The organism is Microbacterium sp. USTB-Y (assembly GCF_023703415.1).
Classification (GTDB): Bacteria; Actinomycetota; Actinomycetes; order Actinomycetales; family Microbacteriaceae; genus Microbacterium.
The window spans coordinates 98760-123827 of the sequence record NZ_JAGMTU010000007.1; the positions used below are offsets into that span (position 1 = coordinate 98760).

Sequence of the window (25068 nt, forward strand, 5' to 3'; positions counted from 1 at the left end):
ACGATTTCGAGATATATCGTGTTATGCTCTGAAACACGATATATCTCGATGCTGGATCGGGATCCCTCTTCCACAGGAGAACAGACATGACCGAGAAGTGGCTCATCGCCCCCGGGCAGGAGCGCGTGATCGACATCGAGCGCGCGTCGAAGCTCAAGATCGGACTCGTCGGCGGACAGGTCGACGTCATCGCCCACGACGAGCCGGGCATCCGGATCGAGGTGCACAACGTCACCATCAAGGATCTGCGGATCGAGTCGGACGGCACCCAGATCGAGATCGACCACCCGCAGATCGGGTGGGACAACTTCCTCGAGGTGTTCCGCAACTTCGGCGCGGGCGGCCCCAAGGCCGAGATCAGCGTCGCGGTCCCGCGGGACATCGCGCTCAACCTCGGCGTGGTGAGCGCCGGCGCGCTCGTCTCGGGCCTCACCGAGGACGCCCGCCTGAACACCGTCTCGGGCGACCTCATCGTCGACACGCACACCGGCGACCTGAACGTGAACACCGTCTCGGGAGACGTGCAGGTGCACGGCCTCACCGGCACCGCCGTGGCCAACACGGTCTCGGGCGGCGTCGCGGTGACCGGCGAGGTGCGCAAGGCCACGATCGACAGCGTGTCGGGCGCGATGCTCATCGATGCGACCGGCCCGGTCAACACCGTGTCGCTGAACAGCGTCTCCGGCGACGCCACCGTGCGCCTGGACGAGAACCTCGCCGCGAACTACGTGGCCCGCGCACTGAGCGGCCGCATCACGATCGACGGCGTGCCCCGCGGCGGCTCCGGACCCTCGAACTTCACCGGATCCCGGGGCGAGCTGTCCGGCACCTTCGCCGACGTGCGGGTGAACACCGTCTCGGGGGACATCACGGTGCTGCGCCGCGACGCGGCCGAGGGTCCGGTGTCGTTCACCGCCGACGGGGAGGACCTGCTGTGAGCCCCGCGGTCTTCTCGCACGGCGACCTGCGGCTGTACCTGCTGGCGCTGCTCGCCGAATCGCCGCAGCACGGCTACGGCATCATCCAGGCCCTCACCGACCGCACGGGCGGCACCTACACGCCCAGCGCCGGCACGATCTACCCCCGGCTCGCCAAGCTCGAGGAGGAGGGCCTCGTCACCAAGACGGCCGACGGCCGCACCACGATCTACGCGATCACCGACGCGGGGCGAGCCGAGCTCACCGCCCGCGAGGGCGATCTGCAGGGGATCGAGGCGGGTCTCAACGACTCGGTGCGCCTGATCGCGAACGAGGTGCGCCAGAGCGTGCAGGAGGCCATGAAGAGCCTCCGCGCCGACCTCGCCGCCGCGGCCCGCGAAGAGCGCTCCGGTGCCGCCGCCTCGTCGTACCGCGAGGCCTCCGCCCGCGCCGACGGGCGGATCGCCAGCCGCGAGGAGCTGCGCCGCGCCGACGCCTCGATCAACGAGTTCCGTGCGCGGGTGCGGGCCGACCTGCGCACGCACGTCGCGAAGGGCGGCCTGCTGCCGGCCACCGTGGTGACGCAGCTCGACCGCGCGCTCGACGAGGCCGCGCACGCGGTCACCGCGGCGCTCGCCGCCGCAGGTCCGGCACGCCCGCGGGACTGACGCCCACCGGGCCGACGCCCACCGGGCCGACGCCCACCGACCGCGAGACCGAACCTGCGTCACGAGACCGAGCAAACCATCGTCGGTCTCGTGACACAGGTTCGGTCTCGCGGTCAACAGGCCCCCACAGCCACAGCCGGGCGGCCGGGCGCGGGCAGGCGGGACGGGGGCGGAGCGGATCTACTCCGCCCAGGGGTCCTTCTTGTCGTCGGCGATGGGCTCTTCGAGCGGCACGACGAGGATCGGCCGGGACTGACGATGCGAGAGCCGCGCGGCGACGGATCCGGTGAAGAACTCCCGGATCGACTCGCCGAGGCCGCGACTGCGGGTGCCGACCACGATCAGCTGGGCGTCGAGCTCGCCGGACAGGTGCTTGATCGCGAGCGCCGGGTCGCCGACCAGCTGGCGCGCGGTCCAGGTGAGACCGGACCCCGCGAGCGCGTCCTCGACCTCGGCGCGCAGCTCGGCGAACTCCTCGGCGCCGGTGTCGATGTTCAGGTCGATCGGCGCCGAATGCACCATGCCGTCCGGGTCCTCGAAGGTCACGAACCGGGTGACGTCGACGTGCACGACGACGAGCGGCGCGGACAGCAGTCCGGCGAACCGCATCGCCTCGGCGAGCACCCGGCGCGGCTGGCCGGGGCGCAGGGCGACGATCACCGCCTTCTGCAGCTGCGCGTTCTGCAGTTCGCGATCGTCGGGGGTGGGGGCGCTGTCGGTCATCTCGTCGTTCCCTTCCGGCCGGTCTGCGGCGAGCCCCGTCACGGCGAGGTGAGGTGGCCCTCGTGCTATCCTGGATGCTACTCTTACCGGCCGCGAGCCGGTGCCGGAAATAGACAGCGAGCCCCGTTCCGCCCGCTGCTTACAGTAAGGGGGTCTCGCGCATGGGCCGTGGCCGTCAGAAGGCAAAGCACACCAAGATTGCCCGCGAACTCAAGTCGTACAGTCCGTCGGTGAACTACTCCGCGCTGGAGCGCGAGCTGGGGCACCCGGAGACGGAAGACCAGTACGTCGACAAGTGGGCGGATCAGTACGCCGACGAAGACGAGGACGAGCTCGAAAAGGCCTGAGCTCCGTCACCCGCAACCCCGCCCGAGTCCGCTCGCGGCGGGGTTCGTCGTCGGTGAGCGAGCCGCATGGCTCCCGAACGACTCCGACCGGCCCTGCACGGCCTGTCCCGGTCCACCGCGCCGCCCTGCGAGGATGGATCCATGCCTCATGTCGTCGCGCTCTACCGCCACCCGGTCAAGGGCTTCACGCCCGAGAAGGTGACCTCCGTCACCGTTCAGGCGGACGGACGGATCGCCGGCGACCGTGTGCTCGCCTTCCGCTTCGCCGACGCGGCGACCCCCGACGAGCGCGACGGGCTGGACTACTGGCCGAAGTCGAAGGGGCTGGCCCTGGAGACGTTCCCCGGACTCGCCGCCCTGCGGCTGGAGTACGACGACGAAGCCCGGCGCGTGCGCATCGAGCACGACGGCGAGACGCTCGTGGAGGCCGGTCTGGATGACGCGGGCCGGGTGGCGCTGGCGGATGCCCTCACCGCGTTCGTCCTCGGCTCCCCCGATGCCAAGCGCCTGCAGCGACCGGGCCGGCTGCCGCTGGTGCTCGTCGGCGACGGCGAGACCTCCCGGTTCCAGGACAGCAGACGCGGTTACGTGTCGCTGCACAGCACCGCCAGCATCGACGCGCTCAGCGCGGCCCTCGAGCACGAGGTCGAGGACCGGCGCTTCCGCTCGAACGTGGTGATCGGCGGCGTGGACGCCTGGGACGAGCTGTCCTGGCAGGGCGAGGTGACGATCGGAGCGGTGCGTTTCGCGGCCGCCGTGCCGATCGTCCGCTGCCTGGCGACGCATGCCAACCCCGACACCGGCGAGCGCGACGCGAGCGTGCTGAAGACGCTCACCGGATCCTTCGGGCAGGACGAGCCGACGCTGGGACGGATGCTCCTCCTGCCCGGGGTGAGCGGCGCGGTGTCCGATGCCTCGGGGTCGGGCGGCACGATCCGCGTCGGCGACGAGGTCGTCGTCGGCTGAGCCGCGCGGGCCGGTCGCCGCGCAGCACGACGTTCTGCAGGGGCCCCGTGCTGTTCTGCAGGAGCGTCGCCGCAATGCTCCTCGTCGTTCCGCGAGGCAGGTACCGTCTCGGCTGTCCGGCCCTGCAGAACGGCTCGGCCTCCCTGCAGAACGGCTGCGCGGCGCCGGCCGCCCCTCTGACGCGGGGTCGGTGCGCGGCGCGGGCCGCCGGTCTGCTACCAGCGCCGGCCGTTCCGGCGCTCCCACGCGGCCTCGACGGTGACATGCCGCCCGGCGTAGACGCCGGCGGGGATCGAGGCGACGAGCAGCGCGGTGAGCACGATGAGCGGCACCTGCCAGCCGCCGGTCGTGGTGTGCAGCACGCCGAGCAGGAACGGGAATACCGCCGCGAGCACGTAGCCGGTGCTCTGCACGAAGCCGCTGAGGGCCACCGCCGTCTCCGGCTCGCGCGCGCGGATGCTGATCAGCACGAGCGCGAGCGGGAAGAGCAGGCCCGCGAGGCCGTACAGCAGCACCCACAGCCACACGACCGACGGCGCGGGCACGAGCAGCAGGCCCAGGAGGCCGACGACGGCGCCGAGCGCGCCGATCACGTACAGCGCGGTCGTCGCACGGAACCGCACGATCAGCACGGGCACGATGAGCGACGCCGGCAGACCCGTGAACGCGAACAGCGACAGCAGCAGTCCCGCCTGCTGGGGCGTCGTGCCGGCGTGCTCCACGAGGATCGTCGGCAGCCAGGCGAACGCGGTGTACGCCATGCTCGCCGAGGTGCCGAAGACGCCCGCGAGCGTCCAGGCCAGCGGGATCCGCGCCAGCCGCGAGAAGACCCGGGAGCTCGACGGGGCCGTGACGATCGGCCCGGTCGACAGAGCGGTCGCGTCCTCGAACGAGATGCGGTCAGGATCCGGTGCCGTGCCGGAAGGATCGGCCGGGGCGGCGGGTGCCGCAGCAGCCTCGGAGCGCGTGCGCAGCAGCATCACGATCCACGGGATGGTGCCGGCGAGCGCGAACACCGCCCACATCGCCAGGGACACCCGCCAGCCGGCGGCGTCCGCGGCGGGCACGGCGACGAGCGGCGGCAGGAACGTGGAGAACGCCATCACCGTCGTGTACAGCGTCATCATGAGCCCGAGCCGGTCGGGGAAGTACTTCTTCACGAGCGGCGGCATCAGGATGTTGGCCATGCCGACGCCCGCGAACACGAGCGCGGTCGCGATGAGCAGGGTCGACGAGTCGACCGCGAGCCCGCGCGCGACGAGTCCGACCGTGACGGCGCCGAGCGCGATGACGGCGACCCGCTCGAGGCCCAGCCGGCGTTCGATGAGCGGCGTGAGCAGGCCGAACAGGGCGAAGCACACCGGCGGCGCGGTGCCGATCAGGCCGACCACCGCCGAGGGCATCGGGAAGTCCCGCGCGACGTGGTCCACGACCGGCGACAGCGACGCCACCGCCGAGCGCAGCGAGAACGCGACGAGCACGATGCCGAGCACCGCCAGCGTGCGTCCGCGCCAGAGCGGCCGGACCTCCGGACCGCGCGACGTCACGAGGTCTGCGACCCCTCGAGCCAGCCCAGGTACTCCTCGGTGACCGTTCCGGTCACGTACCGGCCGTCGAAGGGGCTCATGTCGAGATCGGTCAGGGCGGATCCCTCGGTGATCGCCGCCTTGAGATCCTCGACCTCCTGGTACACGAGACGATCGGCGCCGAGAACCTCGGCGATCTCGGGGATCGTGCGGCCGTGCGCGATGAGCTCGTGCTTGGACGGCATGTTGATGCCGTACACGTGCGGGTGCCGGATCGGCGGGGCGGCAGAGGCGAAGATCACCGAGGCGGCGCCCGCGTCGCGGGCCATCTGGATGATCTGCTTCGACGTCGTGCCGCGCACGATCGAGTCGTCGATGAGCAGCACGTTCTTGCCCTTGAACTCGGTCGACATCGCGTTGAGCTTCTGGCGCACGCTCTTCTTTCGCACCGCCTGGCCCGGCATGATGAACGTCCGGCCCACGTAGCGGTTCTTGTAGAAGCCCTCGCGGTACTCCTTGCCGAGCTTGCGGGCCACCTCCATCGCCGCGGGGCGGGAGGAGTCGGGGATCGGCATGACCACGTCGATCTCGTCGAGCGGCACGTGCTTCGCGATCGTGTCGGCGAGGCGGTCGCCCATCCGCAGCCGCGACTCGTACACCGAGACGCCGTTCATGACCGAGTCGGGACGGGCGAGGTAGACGTACTCGAAGGCGCACGGCGCGAGAGCCGGATCCGAGGCGCACTGCTTCGAGAACAGGGTGCCGTCGTTGGTGATGAACACGGCCTCGCCGGGCTCGATCTCGCGGACCACCTCGTAGTCGCCGTTCTCGAGGACGAGCGACTCGCTCGCGACGACCCACTCGTCCTTGCCCTCGCGCTCCCGCTTGCCGAGGATGAGCGGGCGGATCCCGAACGGATCCCGGAACGCGAGCAGGCCGTAGCCGGCGATGATCGCGATGACGGCGTAGGCGCCCTCGATGCGCTCGTGCGTGCGCGCGACCGCCTCGAAGATGCGCTCGGAGTCGAGATCGACGGTCGAGGTGGTGGTCTGTAGCTCGTGCGCGAGCACGTTCAGCAGCAGCTCGGTGTCGCTCGAGGAGTTCAGGTGGCGGCGGTCGCGCTGCGCCATGTCGGCCGTCAGCTCACGCGTGTTCGTGAGGTTGCCGTTGTGGATGAGGATGATGCCGTAGGGCGCGTTCACGTAGAACGGCTGCGCCTCCTCCTCGCTCGACGCGGTGCCCTTCGTGGCGTAGCGCACGTGGCCGAGGCCGACGTTGCCGAGCAGCGACCGCATGTCGCGCGTGCGGAACGCCTCGCGCACCATGCCCTGCGCCTTCGCCATGTGCATGACCCCGTTGGGCTCCGCGGTGGCGATGCCGGTCGCGTCCTGCCCGCGGTGCTGCAGCAGCAGGAGCGCGTCGTAGATGTCCTGGTTGACCGGGGCGTGCCCGACCATTCCGACGATGCCGCACATGGGGGTCAGTTCGCTCCGTTCGCGTAGGCGCCGACCAGGCGCACGGCACCGCCGTCGACGCCCTTGGCGCCCTGCTCGAAATCGCCGGCCGGGCGGGCGGCGACGGCGTCGAGCCGCACCGTTCCGACCTGCCACGTGTCGATGCCGCCCTCCGTGAGCGCCGCGGCGATCGCCGCGGCGGACGACGCGTCGACGACCGCGAGGAAGCCGATGCCGAGATTCCAGGTGCCCTCGCTCGACTCGAGGCTCGTGCCCGCGAGGTCGCTCAGCACGCGGAACACCGCGGCGGGCGACCAGGTGGAGCGGTCGACCTCGGCCCAGGACCCCTGGGGCAGCACGCGGGCGAGGTTCGCCGCGATGCCGCCGCCGGTGACGTGGCTGAGGGAGTGGACGGCGCCCTCGAAGCGATCCGCGATCCCGAGCAGCGGGGTCGTGTAGAGGCGGGTGGGGGTGAGCAGCGCCTCGCCCCAGGTCGCGCCGAGCTCGTCCGAACGGTCGCCGTAGCCGATCCCGGCCTTGGCGAGGATGTGCCGCACGAGCGAGTATCCGTTGGAGTGCAGGCCGCTGGAGGCGAGGGCGAGCACGACGTCGCCGTCCTGCACGCGCTCGGATCCGAGGATCCGATCCGCCTCGACGATGCCGGTCGCCGCGCCCGCGACGTCGTAGTCGTCGACGCCCAGCAGGCCGGGGTGCTCGGCCGTCTCCCCGCCGACGAGGGCGGTGCCGGTGAGCTCGCAGGCCTCGGCGATGCCGCGCACGATGTCGGCGATGCGCTCGGGGACCACCTTGCCGCAGGCGATGTAGTCGGTCATGAACAGAGGCTTCGCGCCGACCACGACGATGTCGTCGACGACCATGCCGACCAGGTCGTGCCCGATCGTGTCGTGCTTGTCGACGGCCTGCGCGATCGCGACCTTCGTGCCGACGCCGTCGGTGCTCGAGGCGAGCAGCGGCCGGCGGTAGCCGAGCAGGGCCGTGGCGTCGAAGAGCCCGGCGAATCCGCCGACCCCGCCGAGCACCTCGGGTCCGTGCGTGGCACGGACGGCGGACTTCATGAGTTCGACGGCGCGATCGCCGGCTGCCGTATCGACGCCGGCCTCAGCATAGGTGCGGGAGGACACCAGTCAATCCTACCGGCGAGCGGCTGTGCGCGGCCCCCGTGCGACCCGCCACCGGGCCGGAGGCGATCCGCGTCGCGACTCGGAGGCCGGCGGTGCTGGTGGATCCGGTCCGGACCTGGTAATACTTGACTCCCCCCGATCCCAAGAGAACTCTGCAAGCGCGGCGACGATGCCGCGCCTACGCGAACGGAGAGGACCATCGTGGCACGTACTCAGAAGGACCCGGGGGCGGCGCAGCCCCCCGTCGAGGACACTGCAGAGGCCGTGACGCCGGCACCGCGTCGGCGAGGGGCGAGCGCAGCCGCGGCGAAGGAGGCGACCCCGGCGACGAAGGCGTCTCCGGCCCGCTCCCGCGGGCGCAAGCCCGTGCCGCGGTCGGCCACGACGGCGGGCCCGACGACCAGTCCGCTCCCGGTGGCCGTGCCGGCCCTCGACCCCGAGATCGCCGCCGGCGAGGCTCCCGCCCGCCGTCACGGCCTGCGGAACATGTCCGAGATCCGGCACTACTTCCGCACCAACCGCACGCCGATCTTCTTCGTCGGCGCCTCTGCGTTCAACCTGCTGGGCCTGGACCGCTGGGTGCGGGGCTTCTCCTACATCACCTACTACGACAGCTGGCAGGGTGCGCACCCGCGCGTGTTCAGCCCGATCCACAAGCCGTACATCGAGTGGGAGAGCGGCGAGCAGATCAACAACTGGCTGCTGCGCCACCACGAGGTACGTGCGCACATCGCCCGGCTCACGCCGGCGGGCGAGAAGCCGCGCATCGCGCTGGTGTTCTTCGATGAGGAGACCGAGGCGATCTGCGAGGAGCTCGGCTACGAGCTCATCCTGCCCAAGGCCTCCCTCCGCGAGCGGCTCGACTCGAAGATGGTGACCACGCGGATCGCCGACGCCGTGGGTGTTCCCAGCGTGCCCAACATCATCACGACCGTGAGCTCGTTCGAGGACCTGCGGGAGCAGGCCGAGAAGGCGGGGCTCGGATCCGATCTCGTGGTGCAGACCGCCTACGGCGACTCCGGCAAGACCACCTACTTCATCACCGATCCGGCCTCCTTCGACAAGAACGCGAAGGAGATCGTCGGATCCGAGCTCAAGGTCATGAAGCGGATCAACAACCGCCCGATCGCCGTGGAGGCCGTGCTCACGCGGCACGGCACCGTCGTCGGCCCGTTCATGACCGAGATCACCGGGCACAAGGAGCTCACGCCGTACCGCGGCGGCTGGGCCGGCAACGAGATGTTCCCGGGAGTGCTCGACGAGCCCACCCGGCATGCCGCGACGAGCCTGGTGCGCAAGCTCGGCGATGCGCTGAGCGCCGAGGGCTACCGCGGATTCTTCGAGGTCGACGTGCTGCTGGACACCGACACCGGCGACGTGTACCTGGGCGAGCTGAACCCGCGCATCTCCGGCGCCTCCGCGATCACCAACGTGACCGCGGGCGCGTACGCCGACATCCCGCTGTTCGTGTTCCACCTGCTGGAGTACTCCGGCGTCGAGTTCGACCTCGACGTCGACGAGATCAACGACCGCTGGGAGGAGCTCGCCGCGGCCGACCAGTGGAGCCACATGATCATCAAGCACACCGACGCGACGGTGGAGCACATCGATGTGGCGCCCCCGACCGGACGCTACGTGCTGGACGCCTACGGCCGGCTCGCGTTCTCGCAGGGCGACCTGGACTGGCACCTGCTCGGAAACGAGGCGGAGTCGTTCTTCCTGCGGATCTACGGCCCGGGCGACTACCGTTGGAAGGGCGCGGATCTGGGAATCCTGGTCACCAAGGGCCGGCTGCAGACGCCCTCGGGGCGCCTGTCCATCCGCGCGAAGCATCTCATCGAGTCCATCCGGGCGATGTACGCGGCCACGCCGCTGCCGCCCGCGGCGGAGATCGACGAGCACGAGCAGATCGGAACCGATTCGACCTCATGAGTGGCGACGTGACACCCCCGCCGACCGAGAACTGGACGGGCCCGGCCCCGGTGACGGGTGCCGTACCCGTCACAGTCCCGGACGGCGCCCGCCCGGTCGACGGGTTCATCCCTCCCCTCGAGGCGTGGCAGCAGGAGCCGAACCTCCGCTGGTCGATGCAGCACATGGCGGACTTCCTGCCCGTGCACGAGATCTCGTCCCGCGGACGCACGCTCCCGCTGCCGTCGGTGCCCGCCGACCTCGGCCACATCGACGTGCCGCATCCCTGGGAGCCGCGATCGGCGCCGTTCGAGGACGTGATGGCCTCGACCTACACGGACGGCTGGATCGTCGCGCGCGACGGCGCCGTGATGGGCGAGCAGTACGTCGGCACGATGTCGCCGGGCGTCCTGCACCTGCTGATGTCGGTGAGCAAGTCCCTGACGACCGCGGTCGCCGGAACGCTCGTGGGCGCCGGCGAGCTGGATCCGGGCGCGCAGGTCACCGCGTATGTCCCGGCGCTGGCGGGGTCGGGTTACGACGGCGCACGCGTGCGCGACCTGCTGGACATGCGCACGGGCGTGCGGTTCTCCGAGGCCTACCTCGACGAGAACGCCGAGGTGCGCCTGCTCGAGGAGGCGATCGGGTGGGCGCCGCGGCGGCATCCGGACACGCCGCACACCCTCCGCGACTTCCTCGCCACGCTCGGCGCGGACGGTCCGCACGGCGGCCGGTTCGACTACAAGTCCTGCGAGACGGACGCCCTGGCGTTCGTGCTCGAGGGCGCGACCGGAGTGCACGCGGCCGACCTCATGTCGGAGCGTCTCTGGAGCCCGATGGGCGCCGAGTTCGGAGCCAACGTGGGCGTGGACGCGGTCGGCGCGGGGATGTTCGACGGCGGCGTCTCGGCGTCGCTGCGCGACCTGCTGCGCTTCGGCACCCTGTTCCTGCGCGACGGCGCGGCGATGGACGGACGCCAGGTGCTGCCGTCCGCGTGGATCGCCGAGACCGTGGCCGGGGCGCCCGACTCCCGCGCGGCGTTCGCGAACGCCGCCGAGCCGACCCTCATGCCCGGGGGCATGTACCGCAACGGCCTCTGGTTCCCCTACCCGGGATCGGACGTGTTCCTGGCGCTCGGCATCCACGGGCAGATGGTCTACGTCAACCGCGCGGCGAACGTGGTGGCCGCCAAGCTCTCCAGCTGGCCGACCCCGCAGGACGGCGAGCGCCTGCTGTGGACGATCAGGGCCTTCGACGCCGTCGCGCGCACGATCGGCTGATCCGCCCCGCCTTCTCCCGTGCGAGGGGCGGTGTTCGTCGGATCCGCGACGCGCATCGCCCCTCGAAACCCGAATCGACCGCTCCACAGCCCCCGGGAATCCGTACCATGGGGCCATGACGGAGAAGCCGCAGTGGCTGGTCCGCGAGGAGGCCGGCATACCGGTGCTGGTCGCGCTCGCCCTGCGCCAGCGCCTGGGGATCCGCGAGCCCCAGGACCTGCCGACGCTGCGCGACCACCCGCTGCGGACCTTCGACGACGGCGAGGCCGACGACGCACTGGAACGGCAGTGGCGCAGCTACTGGGAGATGACCGTGGAGCCCGTCACGCACCCCTCCGAAACGCCCCTGGAACTCGTCGACGGCTTCGAGACCGTGGTCGCACTGCCCACCCGCGGCGCGGAGCGGCTGCGCACCGCCATCACGCCGTTCGCCGCCGACGTCCTCCGCTACGCCAGAGACGCGCAGCACCGGTACGCCCGGTCCGTCTCGGGCACCGGCGACCCCTACCGGGCGTACGCGGCGGCGCTCGCCGAGTTCGAGCGCGACACAGGCCGCCGCGCGCACTCGTTCGAGCTCAACGTGCACGTGCTGCCGCTCGCACAGCGCGGGATCTGGCGGATCGGCGCGTTCAGCATCGCCGTGACGGACACGCTCCGTCACGACCCGGTGGACTTCGACACCGCGATCCGTCCGGTCATCGCCGAGGTCGCCTGACCGGATCCGGGCGCCTGGTCCGTCGAGGGATGTCGGGGCGCCGCGCGGCTACTCGGCGATCGTCTGGTGGTCCACCCGCACCACGCGCTCGCTGCGGCGGGCGCCCCGCTCGAGCAGCAGCGCGACGACGCCGAAGACCGCGATGCCGACCGGGACCGTCCACAGCAGCAGGAACCCGAACACCTGGCCGAACGGATAGGCGACCTGCGTGGCCGCCGAGGCCTCGAAGTTGCCGAACACGGTCAGCAGGAACGCCGCGATCACGCCGGCCCCCACGCCGATGCCGAGGAAGACGCCCCAGCGCGGCGAACGACGGACACGCGCGATCTCGATCTCGGGCGTGCGGTCCGGCTGCGACGTGCTCATGGGTCCATTGTCCCACGCGCACCTGTGCGCGGTTCCGGAGCGGGGTCAGTACCGCAGCGGCAGCAGCGCGGTGAGGTCGGCGCGCGTGCCCGAAGCCTGGATCCGGCCCCCCTCGACCGCGTCGTCCCAGGTCTCGGATCCGGTCGCGACGGCGATCCACGTCGCCGGATCCAGCTCCACGACGTTCGGCGGGGTGCCGCGGGTGTGCCGCGGGCCCTGCACGACCTGCACCGCGCCGAACGGCGGCACCCGCACCTCGACGCTGTTGCCGGGGGCCTTCTCGTCGAGCAGCTGCAGCAGGTAGCGCACCGCGGTCGCGTAGTCCGAGCGCGCGGGCCGCTCCCCCGCGGCAAGGGCGGTGCGGGCGGCGTCGAGCGCCGCGCGGCCCGCTGTCGTGTCGATCCTCGTCGCCATGGATCCAGCCTAGGCATCGCCCGGGACGGATCCGCCCACGACCCTGACCGCGGGCTTAGGCTCGATGCGATGGCCCTCACCCCGGACTCCGCCGCGCCCCGCGCCGGTGCCGACGCGCGCGCGGACCTGCTCTCCGCCTCGAGGTCGCCGCTCGCGCTCGATCACCGCCGTCTGGGCGGCGTCGACGCGGATGCGCACCCCGCGTCCGTGCTGATCCTGTTCGGTCGCCTCGACGACGAGGACGCCGACTCCGCGGCGACCACGGTCCCCGCCGATCTCGACGTGCTGCTGCAGCGCCGGGCGGCGACCCTCTCCTCGCATCCGGGCCAGGTGTCGTTCCCGGGTGGGCGACGCGAGCCCGACGACGCCGACGCCGCGGCGACCGCCCTGCGCGAGGCGCAGGAGGAGACCGGGCTCGACCCGGTCGGCGTCGAGGTGCTCGCCACGCTGCCCGCCCTGCCGCTCGCGGTCAGCAACTTCCTCGTCACGCCGGTGCTCGGCTGGTGGCGCTCGCCGTCCCGCGTCGCGGCCGTCGACCATGCCGAGACGGTGGAGGTCTTCCGCGTGCCCGTCGCGACGCTGCTGGATCCGGCCACCCGGTACACCTCGACGCTGACCCGCGGCGGGATGACCTTCCGCGGGCCGGCGTTCGACGTCGACGGGACGATCGTGTGGGGGTTCACGGCGATGGTGCTCGATGCGGTCTTCGACGCCGCCGGATGGACGCTGCCCTGGGACCGCTCCGACGAAAGGCCGATCCGCCTCGAGGTGTGACGCGCACGGCGGAGGTCACGGGAGCATCCGGGCCGTTGTGCAGGGAGGGTCCGCCGTTCTGCAGGGAGACCCCGCCTGATTCGCCGGGATCTGCCCGGAAAACCGGTCCAGTCCCTGCTCTCACCCTGCACAACGCGAGGCCGCCCTGCAGAACGGCCGAGTCTCGACGGAGACGGCCCGCGAAACGCGCCGGGCACGCTCGGTAGGCTGGGCGGGTGAAGATCCTCGTCCTCGGTTCCGGTGCTCGTGAGCACGCGATCATCCTCGCCCTGCGCGCCGAGCAGGAGCGGCACGAGATCCTCTGCGCCCCCGGCAACGCCGGGATCGCACGGCACGCGACCCTGGTCGAGGTGGATCCGATGAACGGATCCGCGGTGCGCGCGTTCGCCGACGAGCACGGCGTCGACCTCGTGGTGATCGGGCCCGAGGCGCCGCTCGTCGCGGGCGTCGCCGATGTGGTGCGCGGCCACGGGATCCCCGTGTTCGGGCCCGGCCGAGCCGCCGCCCAGCTCGAGGGGTCCAAGGCGTTCGCGAAGCGGATCATGGAGGCGGCCTCCGTGCCGACCGGCCGCGCCATGCGCGCGAGCTCCGCCGCCGAAGTGGATGCGGCGTTCGACGCCCTCGGCGCCCCGTACGTGGTGAAGGCCGACGGCCTCGCCGCGGGCAAGGGCGTCATCGTCACGGACGACCGCGCGGCCGCACTCGCCCACGCCGAGCACTACCTGCCGCACGGCCCCGTGCTCATCGAGGAGTTCCTCACCGGCCCGGAGGTCTCGCTGTTCTTCCTCAGCGACGGCGACACCGTGCGCGCGCTGAGCCCGGCGCAGGACTTCAAGCGCGCCTTCGACGGCGACGAGGGGCCCAACACCGGCGGCATGGGCGCCTACTCTCCGCTGCCGTGGCTCGCCGAGCAGTTCGGCAGCGAGGCCGCGTTCGTCGACGAGGTCACGCGCACCGTGGCGATGCCCGTCGTGAAGCAGCTCGACGCCGAGGGCACGCCGTTCATCGGCCTGCTCTACGCGGGCCTCATCCTCACCCCGGCCGGCGTGCGGGTGATCGAGTTCAACGCGCGCTTCGGCGATCCCGAGACCCAGGTGGTGCTGCCACGACTGCGCACCCCGCTGTCCCGGCTCCTGCTCGCCGCGGCCACCGGGACCCTCGAGGACCAGCCGCAGCCCGTGTTCACCGACGACGTCGCGATCACCGTGGTGCTCGCCAGCGAGGGCTACCCCGAGGCGCCGCAGACGGGACGGCCGATCGGGGGCCTGGCGGAGGCCGCCGCGGTCGAGGGCGTCGGCATCGTGCACGCCGCGACCGCCGCTCCCGACGCGCCGGAGGGCGACCTCATCGCCACGGGCGGGCGCGTGCTGAACGTCGTCGCGACGGGATCCGACTTCGCCGATGCGCGAGCCCGCGCCTACGAGGCGATCGGACGGATCCGCCTCGACGGTGCGCACCACCGCACCGACATCGCCGCCCGCGTCGCGGAGTAATTCGGCACGTTCGCCAACGCCGCTCCGTGGAGCCCCTCCGCACGTCGACGCCCCCCTCGCAGCCTCCACGCCCCCTCGTGTTGACGTACGCACGAGGGGGCGTCGGCACTCAGAGGGGGCGTCGACGAGACAGCCGGGCGACGGGAGCGCCGGCGCTCAGCGCGTGCGGAGGTGCTCCGGGCGCTTCATGAACAGGATCGCGACCACGCCCGCAGCGAGCACGATCGTGGGCAGGATCATCGTCTGCGACATCGCCGCGGAGAAGCCCTTGACCACGAACTCGGGCAGCTTGCCCGTGCCGAAGTCGCCTCCGTGGTCGGCGGCGCCCGGCAGGTTCTCGACGAGGCGGCTCTGCATGTAGGCCGCGATGGCGGCGGAGCCCAGCACCGACCCGATCGTACGGGTGGTGTTGTAGATGCCGGCTCCGGCGCCCGCCTGGCGCGGCGCGAGGTTGCGCGTGGCCGTGGTGGCCAGCGGCCCCCACATGCCGGCCTGACCGATGCCCATGAGCGCCGAGGGCAGCAGGAACATGCCGATCGGGGTGTCGGGGTTCATCAGCAGCGCGTACCAGACGAGGGCGAGCACGGTCAGCCCGAGCCCGGGCACGAGCAGCACCCGCGGGTCGACGCGGTCGAGGATCCGCCCGGCGAGCGGAGCGAGCACGCCCGAGAGCACGGCCATCGGGATGAGCAGGAGGGCCGCCTGGGTCGGGGTGAGGCCCCGGGCGAGCTGGTAGAAGAACATCATCGGCAGCGACATCGAGGTGACCGTGAAGCCCACCGCGGCGATGCCGAGGTTCGCGACGGAGAAGTTGCGGTCGCGGAACAGCTCGAGCGGCACGAGCGGCTCGCTGCGCGTCTTGGCTTGCTGCCACAGGAACACGGCCATCACGACGACGCCGGCGCCGATCATCGTCCAGATCCAGCCGGCCCAGTCGTAGTGCTCGCCCTCCTGTAGCGCGAACACGATGAGGAAGAGGCCGATCGCGCTGAGGAAGACGCCGACGATGTCGAAGCGGTGCTCGTGCGTCTGCAGGCGCGGGACGAGGATCCACGCGAGCACGAAGCCGATCACGCCGACCGGCAGGTTGATGAAGAAGATCCACTCCCAGCCGAAGGCGTCCACGAGCAGGCCGCCGGCCAGCGGGCCGACCAGCGTCGCCACTCCGGCGGTCGCGCCCCACAGCCCCATCGCGGCGCCGCGGCGCTCGGCGGGGAACGTGCGGGTGATCACGGCCATGGTCTGCGGCGTCATCAGCGCGGCGCCGAGACCCTGCACGGCACGGAACGCGACCAGCGCGGTGAGCGAGCCGGACAGGCCGCAGCCGAGCGAGGCGAGCGTGAAGATCGTGAGACCGATGAGGTAGATGTTCTTCGGGCCGAACCGGTCGCCGAGGCGCCCCGTGATGAGCAGCGGAACCGCATAGGCGAGCAGGTAGGCGCTGGTCACCCACACGACGTTGTCGAGGTTGTTCGTCGAGGGGTCGAGCGCGGCCTTGATGGCCGGGTTCGCGACCGACACGATCGTGGTGTCGACGAGGATCATGAAGAAGCCGATGACGAGCGCCCAGAGGGCGGGCCACGGGCTCTTCGGCTTGTGGCCGGCGGCGTACGCGCCGGTCGACGTGCTGACGGATTCAGCCATCGTGGTGAGCCTTTCGCTTGGCAAGAAGGTGGTCCGGATCCGGCCCCCACGCGAAGTCGGGAGCGGCGATCCGGGGGATGAGGGCATCGAGCCATTCGATCTCCGCCTGCAGCATGAGGCGGTGGCGGATCGGCTCGAGGAGGTACTGCTCCGGCACGTCACGGGTCGCGGCGCCGTCCAGCCCGGCGCCGATCGCCTCGAGCTCCTCCCGGAGGAGCTCGAGCCGCTGGGTGAGCAGGTCGACGGCCTCGGCCCGCTCGAGGTTGTGCGCCTCGGCCAGGGCCACCCGGAACGACGTCCGCCGCCGGCTGCCCCCGAGCTCGCGGCGCACCCACTCGCGCACGGACTCCGTGCCCGCCGGGGTGACGGCGTAGGTCGTGCGCTCGGGGCGGTTGCCGTCGCGGTCGACGCCGACCTCCTCGAGCAGTCCCTGCCCGTGCAGGCGGGAGACCGTGTGATAGAGCGTGCCGTTGGAGATCGGGATGATCCGGTCGTCGCGACGGGCCCGGAGCAGCCGCGCCATCTCGTACGGGTGCATGTCGCCCTCGCTCAGCAGCGCGAGCACCATCACCCCGAGGGGCGTGAGCACCGGATCCTTCACGATCATTCCATCCCAACTAGTCCATGTGGACTATCCGTTTAGGACTATACGCCCGAACGATCGCCGACGCCAGTCCCGAGGCTCGGGTCACCGCAGCGCCGTGGCGAGCTGGACGGCGGACAGCGGGCGATCCGCATAGACGAGCCGCATCACGGCGGGATCGGGGTTGCCCGCGTCCGAGGCACGGTGCACGAGAGACAGGCCGGCCTTCTCCGCGACCGCCGCGGACGGACGGTTGTGCTCGACGAGGAAGGCGATCACCGGCACCTCGGGCATGACCTCGGCCGCCGCCGCCCTCGCCGCGCGGGCGAGCTCGGTCGCATAGCCGTGCCCGTGGTGGTCGGCCGAGAGCCGGTAGCCGAGATTCCAGACGCGCGCCGCGGGATCGTCAGGGTCGGAGGCGAGCAGCGTGCAGCCGCCGTTGCCGATCGTCTGTCCCGTCTCCCGCAGCCGTACCGTCCAGCTGCCGAGCCCCGCGCGCTCCCAGCTGCGCCACCAGCGCTCCATCATCGTCCCGATCTGCTCGGGCGCGGTGGGGCGCAGGCTCGGGAAGTGCGTCCAGACCCGGGGATCCGCATTGACCGCGAACACGTCCGCGAGGTCGTCGGGGACCGGCCGGCGCAGCAGGAGGCGGTCGGTCGTGATCTCGAGGGGGAAGTCGGTGCTCACCGGGGCAACCTACGCGGGGCCACGGACATCGACGGGCACCGCGATAATGGACGCGTGAGCACACCCCTCGATCTCCCCGGCTGGCGTCACCTCTACTCCGGCAAGGTCCGCGATCTGTACGCCCCGGAGGATCCGGCGGACGAGCGCCTGCTCGTCGTCGCCAGCGACCGGGTGAGCGCCTTCGACTTCGCGCTCGAGCCGCCGATCCCGGAGAAGGGCGCCCTGCTCACCGCGCTCAGCCGCTGGTGGTTCGACCGGCTGGCCGAGGGAGCGGATCCGATTCCGAACCACCTGGTCGACGGCGACGTCCCGCCCGAGGTCGCCGACCGGGCGATGCTCGCGAGGAAGCTCGACATGCTCCCGATCGAGTGCGTCGTGCGGGGCTACCTGACCGGATCCGGCTGGGCGGAGTATCAGGCGGACGGCACGGTGTGCGGCATCCCGCTGCCGGACGGCCTGCACAACGGCGACCGCCTGCCCGAGCCGCTGTTCACCCCGGCCTACAAGGCGCCGATGGGCGAGCACGACGAGAACATCACCTTCGCCCGCACCGAGGAGCTCGTCGGGCCCGAGCGCGCCGCGCAGCTGCGCGACATCTCGCTCGCCGTGTACCGCCGCGCCGCGTCGATCGCCGAGGAGCGCGGGCTCATCCTCGCCGACACGAAGTTCGAGTTCGGCGTCGACGAGGACGGCACCCTCCGCCTCGCGGACGAGGTGCTGACGAGCGACTCGTCGCGCTACTGGGACGCCGAGGCCTGGCGGACCGGATCCACCCCCGCCGAGCGGATGGCGAGCTTCGACAAGCAGATCGTGCGCGACTGGCTCTCCGCGCACTGGGACAAGCAGGGCACGCCGCCGGTGCTGCCCGAGGACGTCGTCGCCCGGACGGCCGCCCGCTACGCCGAGCTCCTGGCGCGCCTGACGGCCTGACCCCGCACATTCGAGTCGTCCCCCTGAGCACGGGCCATAGGTCGTGCTCAGGGGGACGACTCGGAGGTGGTGGCCGCATCTCCCAGGGAACGTTCAGGATAGGGTTTCCCCAGCCCCCTCCCCCGATCCCGAGGAGTCCGCATGGCCCTGTGGAAGATCCACGGCGACGGGCGCACGGTCGAACCCGGCGCCGTCGTCCGCCCCGATGAGCGCCTGAACTGGCCCGCGACGATCGCGATCGGCGTGCAGCACGTCGTGGCGATGTTCGGCGCGACGTTCCTGGTGCCGATCCTCACCGGGTTCCCCGTGCCGACCACGCTGCTGTTCAGCGGCATCGGCACGATCCTGTTCCTGCTCATCACCCGCAACAAGCTGCCCAGCTACCTCGGATCCTCGTTCGCGTTCATCGCTCCGGTGACGGCGGCGACCGCCGCGCACGCGACCGGCGCCGACAAGGGCATCGGCGCCGCGCTCGCCGGCATCGTCGCGGTCGGCGTGCTGCTCGCGATCATCGGCGTCGTCGTGCACGTCGCCGGCGTGAAGTGGGTGGACCGCTTCCTGCCGCCCGTGCTCGCCGGCACGATCGTCGCGCTGATCGGGTTCAACCTCGCCGGTGCCGCCTACGGCAACTTCGCCCAGGCGCCGATCACGGCGACCTTCACCCTCGCGATCACCATCGTGTTCGCCGTGCTCTTCCGCGGCTTCCTGGGGCGGATCTCGATCTTCCTCGGAGTGATCGCGGGGTACGTCTTCGCGGCGTTCCGCGGCGAGCTCGACTTCTCCGCCGTCGACAAGGCCGCCTGGGTGGGCCTGCCGACCTTCCACCTGCCCGACTTCGGCACCCCGACCGTGTGGAGCGGCATCGCGATGTTCCTGCCCGTCGTGCTCGTGCTCATCGCCGAGAACGTCGGACACGTGCGGGGCGTGGCGACCATGGTCGAGGATCCGGAGATCAACGCGCAGACCGGGAAGGCGCTCATCGCCGACGGCGTCTCGACGACCCTCGCCGGATTCTTCGGCGGATCCGGCACGACGACCTACGGCGAGAACATCGGCGTCATGGCCTCGACCCGCGTGTACTCGACCGCGGCGTACTGGGTGGCCGGCATCGCCGCCATCCTGCTGAGCCTGTCGCCGAAGTTCGGCGCTATCATCAACTCGGTGCCGCCGGGCGTCCTCGGCGGGATCACGACCGGCCTCTACGGCCTCATCGGCGTGATCGGCATCAAGATCTGGGTCGACAACCGCGTCGACTTCTCGCGGCCGGTGAACCAGTACACGGCGGCCGTCGCGCTCATCATCGCCGTCGGCGGCTTCTCGATCTCGATCAAGGACTCGGGCTTCATGCTCGGCGGCATCGTGATCGCCACGGTCGCAGCGATCGTCATCTACCACGGCGGCAACGCGATCGCCCGGCTGCGCCGGAGCGGGGCGGACGATCCGCGTCCGCTCGAAGGGGTCGGCCCGATGGGCGGCGACCCGGCCTGATCAGCGCGAGGCCCGCGTCCGCGGCTCGGATTCCGAGCCGGGCGCGGGCTTCGTCGCACCCGGCAGCGGCGCCGCGGGCTCGGGCAGCCCGTAGCTGCGGTGCACCCAGCGGCGCGCGGCCTCGAGCGGGTACGAGTCGCCGTAGACGATGCGCTGCCCGACGATCCCGTCGAGCAGGCTGCGCAGCATGATCTCCTCCATCGCCGGGTCCGCCGCGCCCCGCTCCCGGAAGATCGCCCGCACCGCGTCCTCGGCCGCGGCCACGCCCTCGACGTGGCGCCGCTCGGCGGCGGCGAACAGTGCGCGGGTGGTCGGCTGCTGCTGCAGGGCGACGACCACGCGCTGCAGCGGGAGGGCCACCGCCGTCATCCCGAGCGCCGTGTCGATGATCGCCGCGAGCCGCACCTCGGCAGGAAGGTCGTCCGGCGCCGGGGCCACGGGTTCCAGGCCCTCGCCGCGCGCGATCCCGAGCAGCATCGCGAACCAGCGGTCGATGACCGCTGCGATGAGCTGCTCCTTGCCGCCGAAGTAGTAGTTCACCAGCCCCTGCGCGACGCCGGCGCGACGCGTGATGTCGGCGATGGTCGCCCCCTCGACCCCGTGCTCCGCGAACACGTCGATCGCCGCCTGGAGCAGGGCCTCGTGCGAGCGCTCCCGGGCGATGCGGTTCTGCTCGGGGGAGCGTGCCATGCGCGGGCGCCTTCCGGATCCGTTTCCGGGTGTCGGATCCATTCGCTAGATTAATAACTGAATGCTCATTCAACCTACGAGAAGCCCGCACGGAAGGCCTCCCATGCACCCCAGCGCACGCGTCGACCTGAACGACCTCGGAAGCGTCGTCGAATGGCTCATCGCGCAGTGGTGGGTCTGGGTGATCGTCGGCGTCGTCGTGCTGTTCTTCCTCGTGATCTGGATCATGCCGGCCGCGAAGGTGAAGCCGTCCGAGAAGTTCTCCACGGATGACCGCGAGGCCGACGAGATCGCCCTCGGCTTCCTGCAGATCGTGAACATGCCGTCGGGGCCCTGGAACGACCCGACCGCGCCCGCGCTCAGCGCGAACGACAAGAAGCACCTCGTCGAGATGTGGGGCGTGCCCACGCGGGAGAGCTGGCTCGCCGCCATCGACCGCCTCGTGACCGTGCGCCGCCGCCGCGACGTCTGGGTGACCTGCCTGTCCCTCCGCGCCGAGCTCGCGCAGCGCCTCGGGCGCGTCCCGAAGGCGAAGGAGTGGATCGCGGCGATCCTCGAGGCCGGCGGAGACAAGCGCGACGCCCGCGGCTTCGTCACGGCGATCGAGAGCGTCGAAGCCCAGGTGCGCAAGCTCGTCGGGAAGGACATCGTGACGCCCGACCTGTACGTGCGCACCCTCGACGGCTACGCCCTGGGGCAGGCGGTGGGCCTGACGACCTGGGGCGTCGCGCTCGGCCACGCGGAGGTGCCGGAGGCCAGGGCGATCATCCGCCGCATCAACGAGGGGGGCCGCCCCGCGTTCTCCTCCTGGGCGGACTTCGGCCTCAGCTACATCGTCGGGCGCGTCATGCACTGGAGCGACGGGAGCATCGGCGAGAAGACCTTCGACAAGTACGGCGACGGCTGGAGCGAGTTCAAGGCCGCCGCGACGGCGAAGCGCAACGGCCCCTGGGCGTCGCTGCCCTGGCGCATCGGGTGAGCGCGGCGACACCGAGCGCACCCCGGCCGGACGCGGAACCGCTGCGGATCGAGCTCGCGCCGCTGCGATCGACACCGGGCATCGGCACTCTGCTCGGCTATGAACGGGCGGCCGGGATCCCCCTGCACCGCCGGTTCTTCACGGTGCTCGCGGGGGTGCTCCTGCTCACCGCGGCGATCGTCGTCGCGCTCTGGTGGCTGGGCCGGATCGGGATGCTCGAGCGGGTGCCGCTGCTCGCCGGGTTCGGGGTGTTCTACGGACTGCTCGGGGCGGCGGGCTTCCTCTGGTACGCCGTGGCCCTCTCGCGACGCGCGAAGCTCGCGCTCTTCGCCTGGACCAACGGCTGGGCGTACGCCGATCTGCTGCAGGACACCCGACGGCCCGGGGCGGCGTTCACGCGCATGCGGCGGTCGATGGAGCGCGGCGTGGTCGCCTCGGACGACCCGCGGATCCCGTTCGAGCTCGGGATCGTCCATTCCGTCGGCAGCCGGGACGAGGGGGCGACCCTGCAGCGTCCGTTCGGCTTCGTGGAACTGCCGCTGCCGGTCAAGGTGCCGCACATCGTGCTGCGGAACCGCCGCCGCAGCATCGTGCCGACCCTCGGCCTGCGCGGCGCCAGGATGGACCTCGAGGGGCACTTCGCCACGACGTTCCAGCTGCTCGTGCCCGAGGGGTACCAGCGCGACGCGCTGTACATCTTCACGCCCGACCTCATGGCGCGCGTGCTCGACCTCGGCGCGGCGGGCGAGCTCGAGCTCGTCGAGGACCGCGCCTACCTCTACCTTCCCGCACGCACCCGGTTCGACGCACCGGACGTCATGCGCGGGATCATCGAGCTCGCGGAGGAGCTGCACCGTCGCCTCGCGGCGCGGACCGCGGCCTACCGCGACGAGACCGCCGTCCCGATCGCGCACGGGGAGGGCGTGACGATCGGGCTCGGCGGACAGCGCCTCGGCGGGCAGGGCGTGTCCCTGCTCGCCGTCGCCGCCACGTCGGCGGCGGTGATCCTCTCGGCGGGGATCACCGCGTTCGCGCTGTTCGGGGGGAACCTCCTGCGATCCTTCGGAGGGTGATCGCAGGACGCCGGAGCCCTGGGGATCCGGCGCCGACGCCCCGCCCTCCGGTCCCCCGGCCGGGGGCGGGGCGCGCTCCGCATACGGGGCGGCGGGTGCGGGGCGCCGGGCACGGTGCCGAGCGCCGGGCGCGCCGATCCGCGGGCGCCGGGCGCGGGACGCCGGGCACGGTGCCTGGCGCCGGGCGCGCCGATCCGTGGGCGCCGGGCGTGTGACGATCGGCACACCCTGCGACGATCAGCACACGAATCCACGTCAACACGTGTGCGGATCGTGACACCGTGTGCTGATCGTGACGCGCCTCCCCGCCCGGGGATCGGCGCGCCCCGAACCCGACCGCGCCCCGACCCGGCCGCGGATCCCGCGTGCGTGTCAGCGTCGGATGATGCGCTGCTCGATCGCCGCCGCCACGGCGCCGGCCCTGGTGTCGACGCCGAGCTTGCCGTAGATGTGCGACAGGTGCGATTTCACCGTCGCCTCCGAGACGAAGAGCGCCTTCGCGAGCTCGCGGTTGCCGAGCCCGTCCGCGAGCAGCTCGATCACCTCCACCTCGCGCTCCGTCATCCGCGGCTCCGGAGACGAGGCACGGCGCATGAGCACCGCGGCGACCGAGGGCGCGAGCGCGGGCTCTCCCCGGTGCACCGCGTGGATCCCGGCGAACAGCTGGTCCGGCGGGGTGTCCTTGAGGAGGTAGCCGGCGGCCCCGGCGTCGAGCGCGCGCAGGATGTCGGACTCGCTGTCGTAGGTGGTGAGCACGAGCACGGCCGGCGGATCCGGCAGCGCGCGGATGCGGCTCGTCGCGGCGATGCCGCCCTCGCCGTCGCCGAGGCTGAGGTCCATCAGCACGACGTCCGGCCGCTCGGCCCCGACCGCCTGCACCGCCTCGTCGGCGCTGGATGCCTCGCCCACCACGACGAGGTCATCGGCCGATTCGACCAGCGCCCGCACGCCCGCGCGCACCACCGGGTGGTCGTCGACGAGCACGATCTTCAGGGTCATCGGTCCTCCTCCTGCGGATCCGCGCCCCGCGGGAACACCAGCGACACCGTCGTCCCCTCTCCCGGGGTGCTCTCCACCTGAAGCTCGCCGCCGAGCTGCGCGATGCGGTCAGCCATGCCGCGGATCCCCTGTCCCCGCCCGGCCGCGCGGCGCTGCGCGGCCAGGGCGGCCATGGCGGCGGGGCGGGCGTCGAAGCCGACGCCGTCGTCGCGGACGTCGAGGCGCAGCTCATCGGGCTGCACGGTCAGGCTCACCACCGCCCGGGACGCGCGAGCGTGCTCGGCGACGTTCGCGAGCGCGCCCCGTACGGTGCGGATGATCGCCGACGCGACCGGCAGCGGAACCTCCGCCATGCCCGCCCCGTCGACCGCGCCGTGGCTGACGAACTGCACGTGCAAGCCGTCGCCCGCAGCCTCCGCGACGACGCGGGCGAGGGCCGCGGGGAGCGAGCCGGCGGCGCCCTCGAGCTCGCCCGGAGCGAGATCGCGCACCACCCGGCGCACCTCGTCCAGCGCCGAGCGCGCGGCGCCGGCGGCCGAGCGCACCTGCTCGCGCGCCGCGTCCGGTCGGCGATCCCAGCCCTGCTCGGCCGCCTGCAACAGCAGATTGATGCTGGACAGATCCTGCCCCACGGAGTCGTGGATCTCGCGCGAGAGCCGGGCGCGCTCGGCGAGCGCCCCCGCACGGTGCTGCGCGGCGGAGAGATCGGCCTGGGTCGCCGTCAGCTCGTCGAGCAGCTGCTGGCGGGCGCGGGCCTCGCGGTCCAGCGCCCGATAGGCGACGATCGTCGCGAATGCGATCCCGATCGGCCCGGCCACGAGCGTCGGGTCGAACTGCACCGCCAGCCGCAGCTCGGCTGCGATCACGACGGCGGTCATCGCCGCGACCAGGGTCGTCGCCGGCCAGAACGGGAGGATCTGCAGCACGGCGAAGGCGAGGGGCACCGCGCACCAGGCGAAGGACGGGGCGACGAGGGTGAGCACGGCCCAGAGCGTGCTCACCGCGAGCGTCCACACCGCGGGCCACGCACCCCGGCGCGGCACCACGCCCTGCAGCACCGCCATGACGGCGAGCACGGCGGCACCGGCCATGATCGCGATCGCGTTCTCGCCCTCGCCGTGCCGGAGGAGATACCGGATCGCACTCACCACGATCAACGCGATCAGCACGAGCTGCAGCGCCCGTCCGAAGCGCACGGGAGCGAGGATTCCGCGCACGCCGTCGGGGACGACGGCCTCGTCGCGCGGCTCTCCTCGGGGATCCATGGCCACAGCCTACGGACGCGGAATCCGGATCCAC

25 protein-coding genes are annotated in these 25068 nt (G+C 71.9%); 13 read left to right on the forward strand and 12 right to left on the reverse strand.

Features of this window, described 5'->3' with window-relative positions; genetic code table 11:
* The first annotated feature begins 86 nt into the window (after positions 1-86).
* The gene (locus tag J8G10_RS16670; RefSeq protein WP_251447526.1) at positions 87-938 is read left to right on the forward strand and encodes a DUF4097 family beta strand repeat-containing protein; all 852 of its coding nucleotides are present in this window, start codon (positions 87-89) and stop codon (positions 936-938) included.
* Positions 935-1585, forward strand: a complete 651-nt coding sequence (locus tag J8G10_RS16675; protein WP_251447529.1) for a PadR family transcriptional regulator — start codon at positions 935-937, stop codon at positions 1583-1585. Before J8G10_RS16670 ends, J8G10_RS16675 begins: the two co-directional genes overlap by 4 nt.
* Positions 1586-1765: 180 nt before the next feature.
* Here J8G10_RS16675 and J8G10_RS16680 read toward each other — a convergent pair whose 3' ends face one another.
* Positions 1766-2308, reverse strand: coding sequence for a universal stress protein (locus J8G10_RS16680; RefSeq protein ID WP_251447532.1), 543 nt, complete (start codon positions 2306-2308; stop codon positions 1766-1768).
* 161 nt (positions 2309-2469) lie between these two features.
* Between J8G10_RS16680 and J8G10_RS16685 the strand changes: the two genes are divergently transcribed.
* Positions 2470-2655 (forward strand): DUF3073 domain-containing protein, encoded by a 186-nt coding sequence (locus J8G10_RS16685; RefSeq protein ID WP_251447535.1) that lies wholly within the window; start codon positions 2470-2472, stop codon positions 2653-2655.
* 141 nt (positions 2656-2796) lie between these two features.
* Entirely contained in the window at positions 2797-3621 is an 825-nt protein-coding gene (locus tag J8G10_RS16690; RefSeq protein ID WP_251447538.1) for an MOSC domain-containing protein, read from the forward strand.
* Between the two features lie 215 nt (positions 3622-3836).
* On the opposite strand, the gene J8G10_RS16695 is transcribed toward J8G10_RS16690, so the two are convergent.
* The 3 genes from J8G10_RS16695 to purM are packed head-to-tail and all read right to left on the reverse strand — an operon-like array spanning position 3837 to position 7743.
* Entirely contained in the window at positions 3837-5168 is a 1332-nt protein-coding gene (locus tag J8G10_RS16695) for an MFS transporter (protein ID WP_251447541.1), read from the reverse strand.
* Positions 5165-6622, reverse strand: a complete 1458-nt coding sequence (purF, locus tag J8G10_RS16700) for an amidophosphoribosyltransferase (protein WP_251447544.1) — start codon at positions 6620-6622, stop codon at positions 5165-5167. Before purF ends, J8G10_RS16695 begins: the two co-directional genes overlap by 4 nt.
* Before the next feature lie 5 nt (positions 6623-6627).
* Positions 6628-7743 (reverse strand): phosphoribosylformylglycinamidine cyclo-ligase, encoded by a 1116-nt coding sequence (gene purM, locus J8G10_RS16705; protein WP_292887860.1) that lies wholly within the window; start codon positions 7741-7743, stop codon positions 6628-6630.
* A 201-nt stretch (positions 7744-7944) separates the two neighbouring features.
* On the opposite strand from purM, the gene J8G10_RS16710 reads away from it, so the two are divergent.
* The 3 genes from J8G10_RS16710 to J8G10_RS16720 all read left to right on the forward strand — a co-directional run bounded on the left by J8G10_RS16710 (position 7945) and on the right by J8G10_RS16720 (position 11649).
* The gene (locus tag J8G10_RS16710) at positions 7945-9675 is read left to right on the forward strand and encodes a biotin carboxylase (RefSeq protein ID WP_251447547.1); all 1731 of its coding nucleotides are present in this window, start codon (positions 7945-7947) and stop codon (positions 9673-9675) included.
* A gap of 8 nt (positions 9676-9683) precedes the next feature.
* Positions 9684-10934 carry a serine hydrolase gene (locus J8G10_RS16715; RefSeq protein ID WP_251447550.1) on the forward strand — a complete coding sequence of 417 codons (1251 nt, stop codon included), beginning with the start codon at positions 9684-9686 and terminating at the stop codon, positions 10932-10934.
* 115 nt (positions 10935-11049) lie between these two features.
* Positions 11050-11649: a zinc-binding alcohol dehydrogenase gene (locus tag J8G10_RS16720; RefSeq protein WP_251447553.1), complete on the forward strand. Its 600-nt coding sequence runs from the start codon at positions 11050-11052 to the stop codon at positions 11647-11649.
* 48 nt (positions 11650-11697) lie between these two features.
* On the opposite strand, the gene J8G10_RS16725 is transcribed toward J8G10_RS16720, so the two are convergent.
* Together J8G10_RS16725 and J8G10_RS16730 are read right to left on the reverse strand one after the other, a co-directional pair.
* Positions 11698-12015: a potassium transporter Trk gene (locus J8G10_RS16725; protein WP_251447556.1), complete on the reverse strand. Its 318-nt coding sequence runs from the start codon at positions 12013-12015 to the stop codon at positions 11698-11700.
* Positions 12016-12060: 45 nt separating this feature from the next.
* Positions 12061-12429 (reverse strand): sterol carrier family protein, encoded by a 369-nt coding sequence (locus tag J8G10_RS16730; RefSeq protein ID WP_251447559.1) that lies wholly within the window; start codon positions 12427-12429, stop codon positions 12061-12063.
* Between the two features lie 69 nt (positions 12430-12498).
* Between J8G10_RS16730 and J8G10_RS16735 the strand changes: the two genes are divergently transcribed.
* Both J8G10_RS16735 and purD read left to right on the forward strand, forming a co-directional pair.
* Complete coding sequence (locus tag J8G10_RS16735) at positions 12499-13203, forward strand: CoA pyrophosphatase (protein ID WP_251447562.1); 705 nt, start codon at positions 12499-12501, stop codon at positions 13201-13203.
* Between the two features lie 215 nt (positions 13204-13418).
* Positions 13419-14696: a phosphoribosylamine--glycine ligase gene (gene purD, locus J8G10_RS16740; protein ID WP_251447565.1), complete on the forward strand. Its 1278-nt coding sequence runs from the start codon at positions 13419-13421 to the stop codon at positions 14694-14696.
* Positions 14697-14852: 156 nt separating this feature from the next.
* On the opposite strand, the gene J8G10_RS16745 is transcribed toward purD, so the two are convergent.
* The 3 genes from J8G10_RS16745 to J8G10_RS16755 form a co-directional block, all read right to left on the reverse strand.
* A complete protein-coding gene (locus tag J8G10_RS16745; protein ID WP_251447569.1) occupies positions 14853-16340 on the reverse strand; it encodes a DHA2 family efflux MFS transporter permease subunit in 1488 nt (495 codons plus the stop codon).
* Positions 16333-16947: a PadR family transcriptional regulator gene (locus J8G10_RS16750; protein ID WP_251447572.1), complete on the reverse strand. Its 615-nt coding sequence runs from the start codon at positions 16945-16947 to the stop codon at positions 16333-16335. Before J8G10_RS16750 ends, J8G10_RS16745 begins: the two co-directional genes overlap by 8 nt.
* An 81-nt stretch (positions 16948-17028) precedes the next feature.
* Positions 17029-17610: a GNAT family N-acetyltransferase gene (locus J8G10_RS16755; RefSeq protein WP_251447575.1), complete on the reverse strand. Its 582-nt coding sequence runs from the start codon at positions 17608-17610 to the stop codon at positions 17029-17031.
* A 54-nt stretch (positions 17611-17664) separates the two neighbouring features.
* Here J8G10_RS16755 and J8G10_RS16760 point away from each other — a divergent pair, with 54 nt between their 5' ends.
* Positions 17665-18540, forward strand: a complete 876-nt coding sequence (locus J8G10_RS16760; protein ID WP_251447578.1) for a phosphoribosylaminoimidazolesuccinocarboxamide synthase — start codon at positions 17665-17667, stop codon at positions 18538-18540.
* Positions 18541-18681: 141 nt separating this feature from the next.
* A complete protein-coding gene (locus J8G10_RS16765; protein ID WP_251447581.1) occupies positions 18682-20028 on the forward strand; it encodes a uracil-xanthine permease family protein in 1347 nt (448 codons plus the stop codon).
* On the opposite strand, the gene J8G10_RS16770 is transcribed toward J8G10_RS16765, so the two are convergent.
* Positions 20029-20718, reverse strand: a complete 690-nt coding sequence (locus J8G10_RS16770; protein WP_251447585.1) for a TetR/AcrR family transcriptional regulator — start codon at positions 20716-20718, stop codon at positions 20029-20031. It lies immediately after the preceding gene.
* Positions 20719-20821: 103 nt separating this feature from the next.
* On the opposite strand from J8G10_RS16770, the gene J8G10_RS16775 reads away from it, so the two are divergent.
* Positions 20822-21697 (forward strand): DUF1266 domain-containing protein, encoded by an 876-nt coding sequence (locus J8G10_RS16775; RefSeq protein ID WP_251447587.1) that lies wholly within the window; start codon positions 20822-20824, stop codon positions 21695-21697.
* Complete coding sequence (locus tag J8G10_RS16780) at positions 21694-22770, forward strand: hypothetical protein (protein WP_251447589.1); 1077 nt, start codon at positions 21694-21696, stop codon at positions 22768-22770. The genes J8G10_RS16775 and J8G10_RS16780 overlap by 4 nt, the downstream gene beginning before the upstream one ends.
* A gap of 372 nt (positions 22771-23142) precedes the next feature.
* On the opposite strand, the gene J8G10_RS16785 is transcribed toward J8G10_RS16780, so the two are convergent.
* Positions 23143-23769 (reverse strand): response regulator transcription factor, encoded by a 627-nt coding sequence (locus J8G10_RS16785; RefSeq protein WP_251447591.1) that lies wholly within the window; start codon positions 23767-23769, stop codon positions 23143-23145.
* Positions 23766-25034, reverse strand: a complete 1269-nt coding sequence (locus tag J8G10_RS16790) for a sensor histidine kinase (RefSeq protein WP_251447593.1) — start codon at positions 25032-25034, stop codon at positions 23766-23768. Before J8G10_RS16790 ends, J8G10_RS16785 begins: the two co-directional genes overlap by 4 nt.
* Positions 25035-25068: the final 34 nt, after the last annotated feature.

Excerpts from the sequence above, each read along its gene's own strand:
- J8G10_RS16670 (WP_251447526.1), top strand. The coding sequence starts at position 87 with ATGACCGAGAAGTGGCTCATCGCCCCCGGGCAGGAGCGCGTGATCGAC.
- J8G10_RS16680 (WP_251447532.1), bottom strand. The coding sequence starts at position 2,308 with ATGACCGACAGCGCCCCCACCCCCGACGATCGCGAACTGCAGAACGCG.
- J8G10_RS16685 (WP_251447535.1), top strand. The coding sequence starts at position 2,470 with ATGGGCCGTGGCCGTCAGAAGGCAAAGCACACCAAGATTGCCCGCGAA.
- J8G10_RS16690 (WP_251447538.1), top strand. The coding sequence starts at position 2,797 with ATGCCTCATGTCGTCGCGCTCTACCGCCACCCGGTCAAGGGCTTCACG.
- purF (WP_251447544.1), bottom strand. The coding sequence starts at position 6,622 with ATGTGCGGCATCGTCGGAATGGTCGGGCACGCCCCGGTCAACCAGGAC.
- J8G10_RS16720 (WP_251447553.1), top strand. The coding sequence starts at position 11,050 with ATGACGGAGAAGCCGCAGTGGCTGGTCCGCGAGGAGGCCGGCATACCG.
- J8G10_RS16725 (WP_251447556.1), bottom strand. The coding sequence starts at position 12,015 with ATGAGCACGTCGCAGCCGGACCGCACGCCCGAGATCGAGATCGCGCGT.
- J8G10_RS16730 (WP_251447559.1), bottom strand. The coding sequence starts at position 12,429 with ATGGCGACGAGGATCGACACGACAGCGGGCCGCGCGGCGCTCGACGCC.
- J8G10_RS16735 (WP_251447562.1), top strand. The coding sequence starts at position 12,499 with ATGGCCCTCACCCCGGACTCCGCCGCGCCCCGCGCCGGTGCCGACGCG.
- J8G10_RS16745 (WP_251447569.1), bottom strand. The coding sequence starts at position 16,340 with ATGGCTGAATCCGTCAGCACGTCGACCGGCGCGTACGCCGCCGGCCAC.
- J8G10_RS16750 (WP_251447572.1), bottom strand. The coding sequence starts at position 16,947 with ATGATCGTGAAGGATCCGGTGCTCACGCCCCTCGGGGTGATGGTGCTC.
- J8G10_RS16765 (WP_251447581.1), top strand. The coding sequence starts at position 18,682 with ATGGCCCTGTGGAAGATCCACGGCGACGGGCGCACGGTCGAACCCGGC.
- J8G10_RS16770 (WP_251447585.1), bottom strand. The coding sequence starts at position 20,718 with ATGGCACGCTCCCCCGAGCAGAACCGCATCGCCCGGGAGCGCTCGCAC.
- J8G10_RS16775 (WP_251447587.1), top strand. The coding sequence starts at position 20,822 with ATGCACCCCAGCGCACGCGTCGACCTGAACGACCTCGGAAGCGTCGTC.
- J8G10_RS16785 (WP_251447591.1), bottom strand. The coding sequence starts at position 23,769 with ATGACCCTGAAGATCGTGCTCGTCGACGACCACCCGGTGGTGCGCGCG.
- J8G10_RS16790 (WP_251447593.1), bottom strand. The coding sequence starts at position 25,034 with ATGGATCCCCGAGGAGAGCCGCGCGACGAGGCCGTCGTCCCCGACGGC.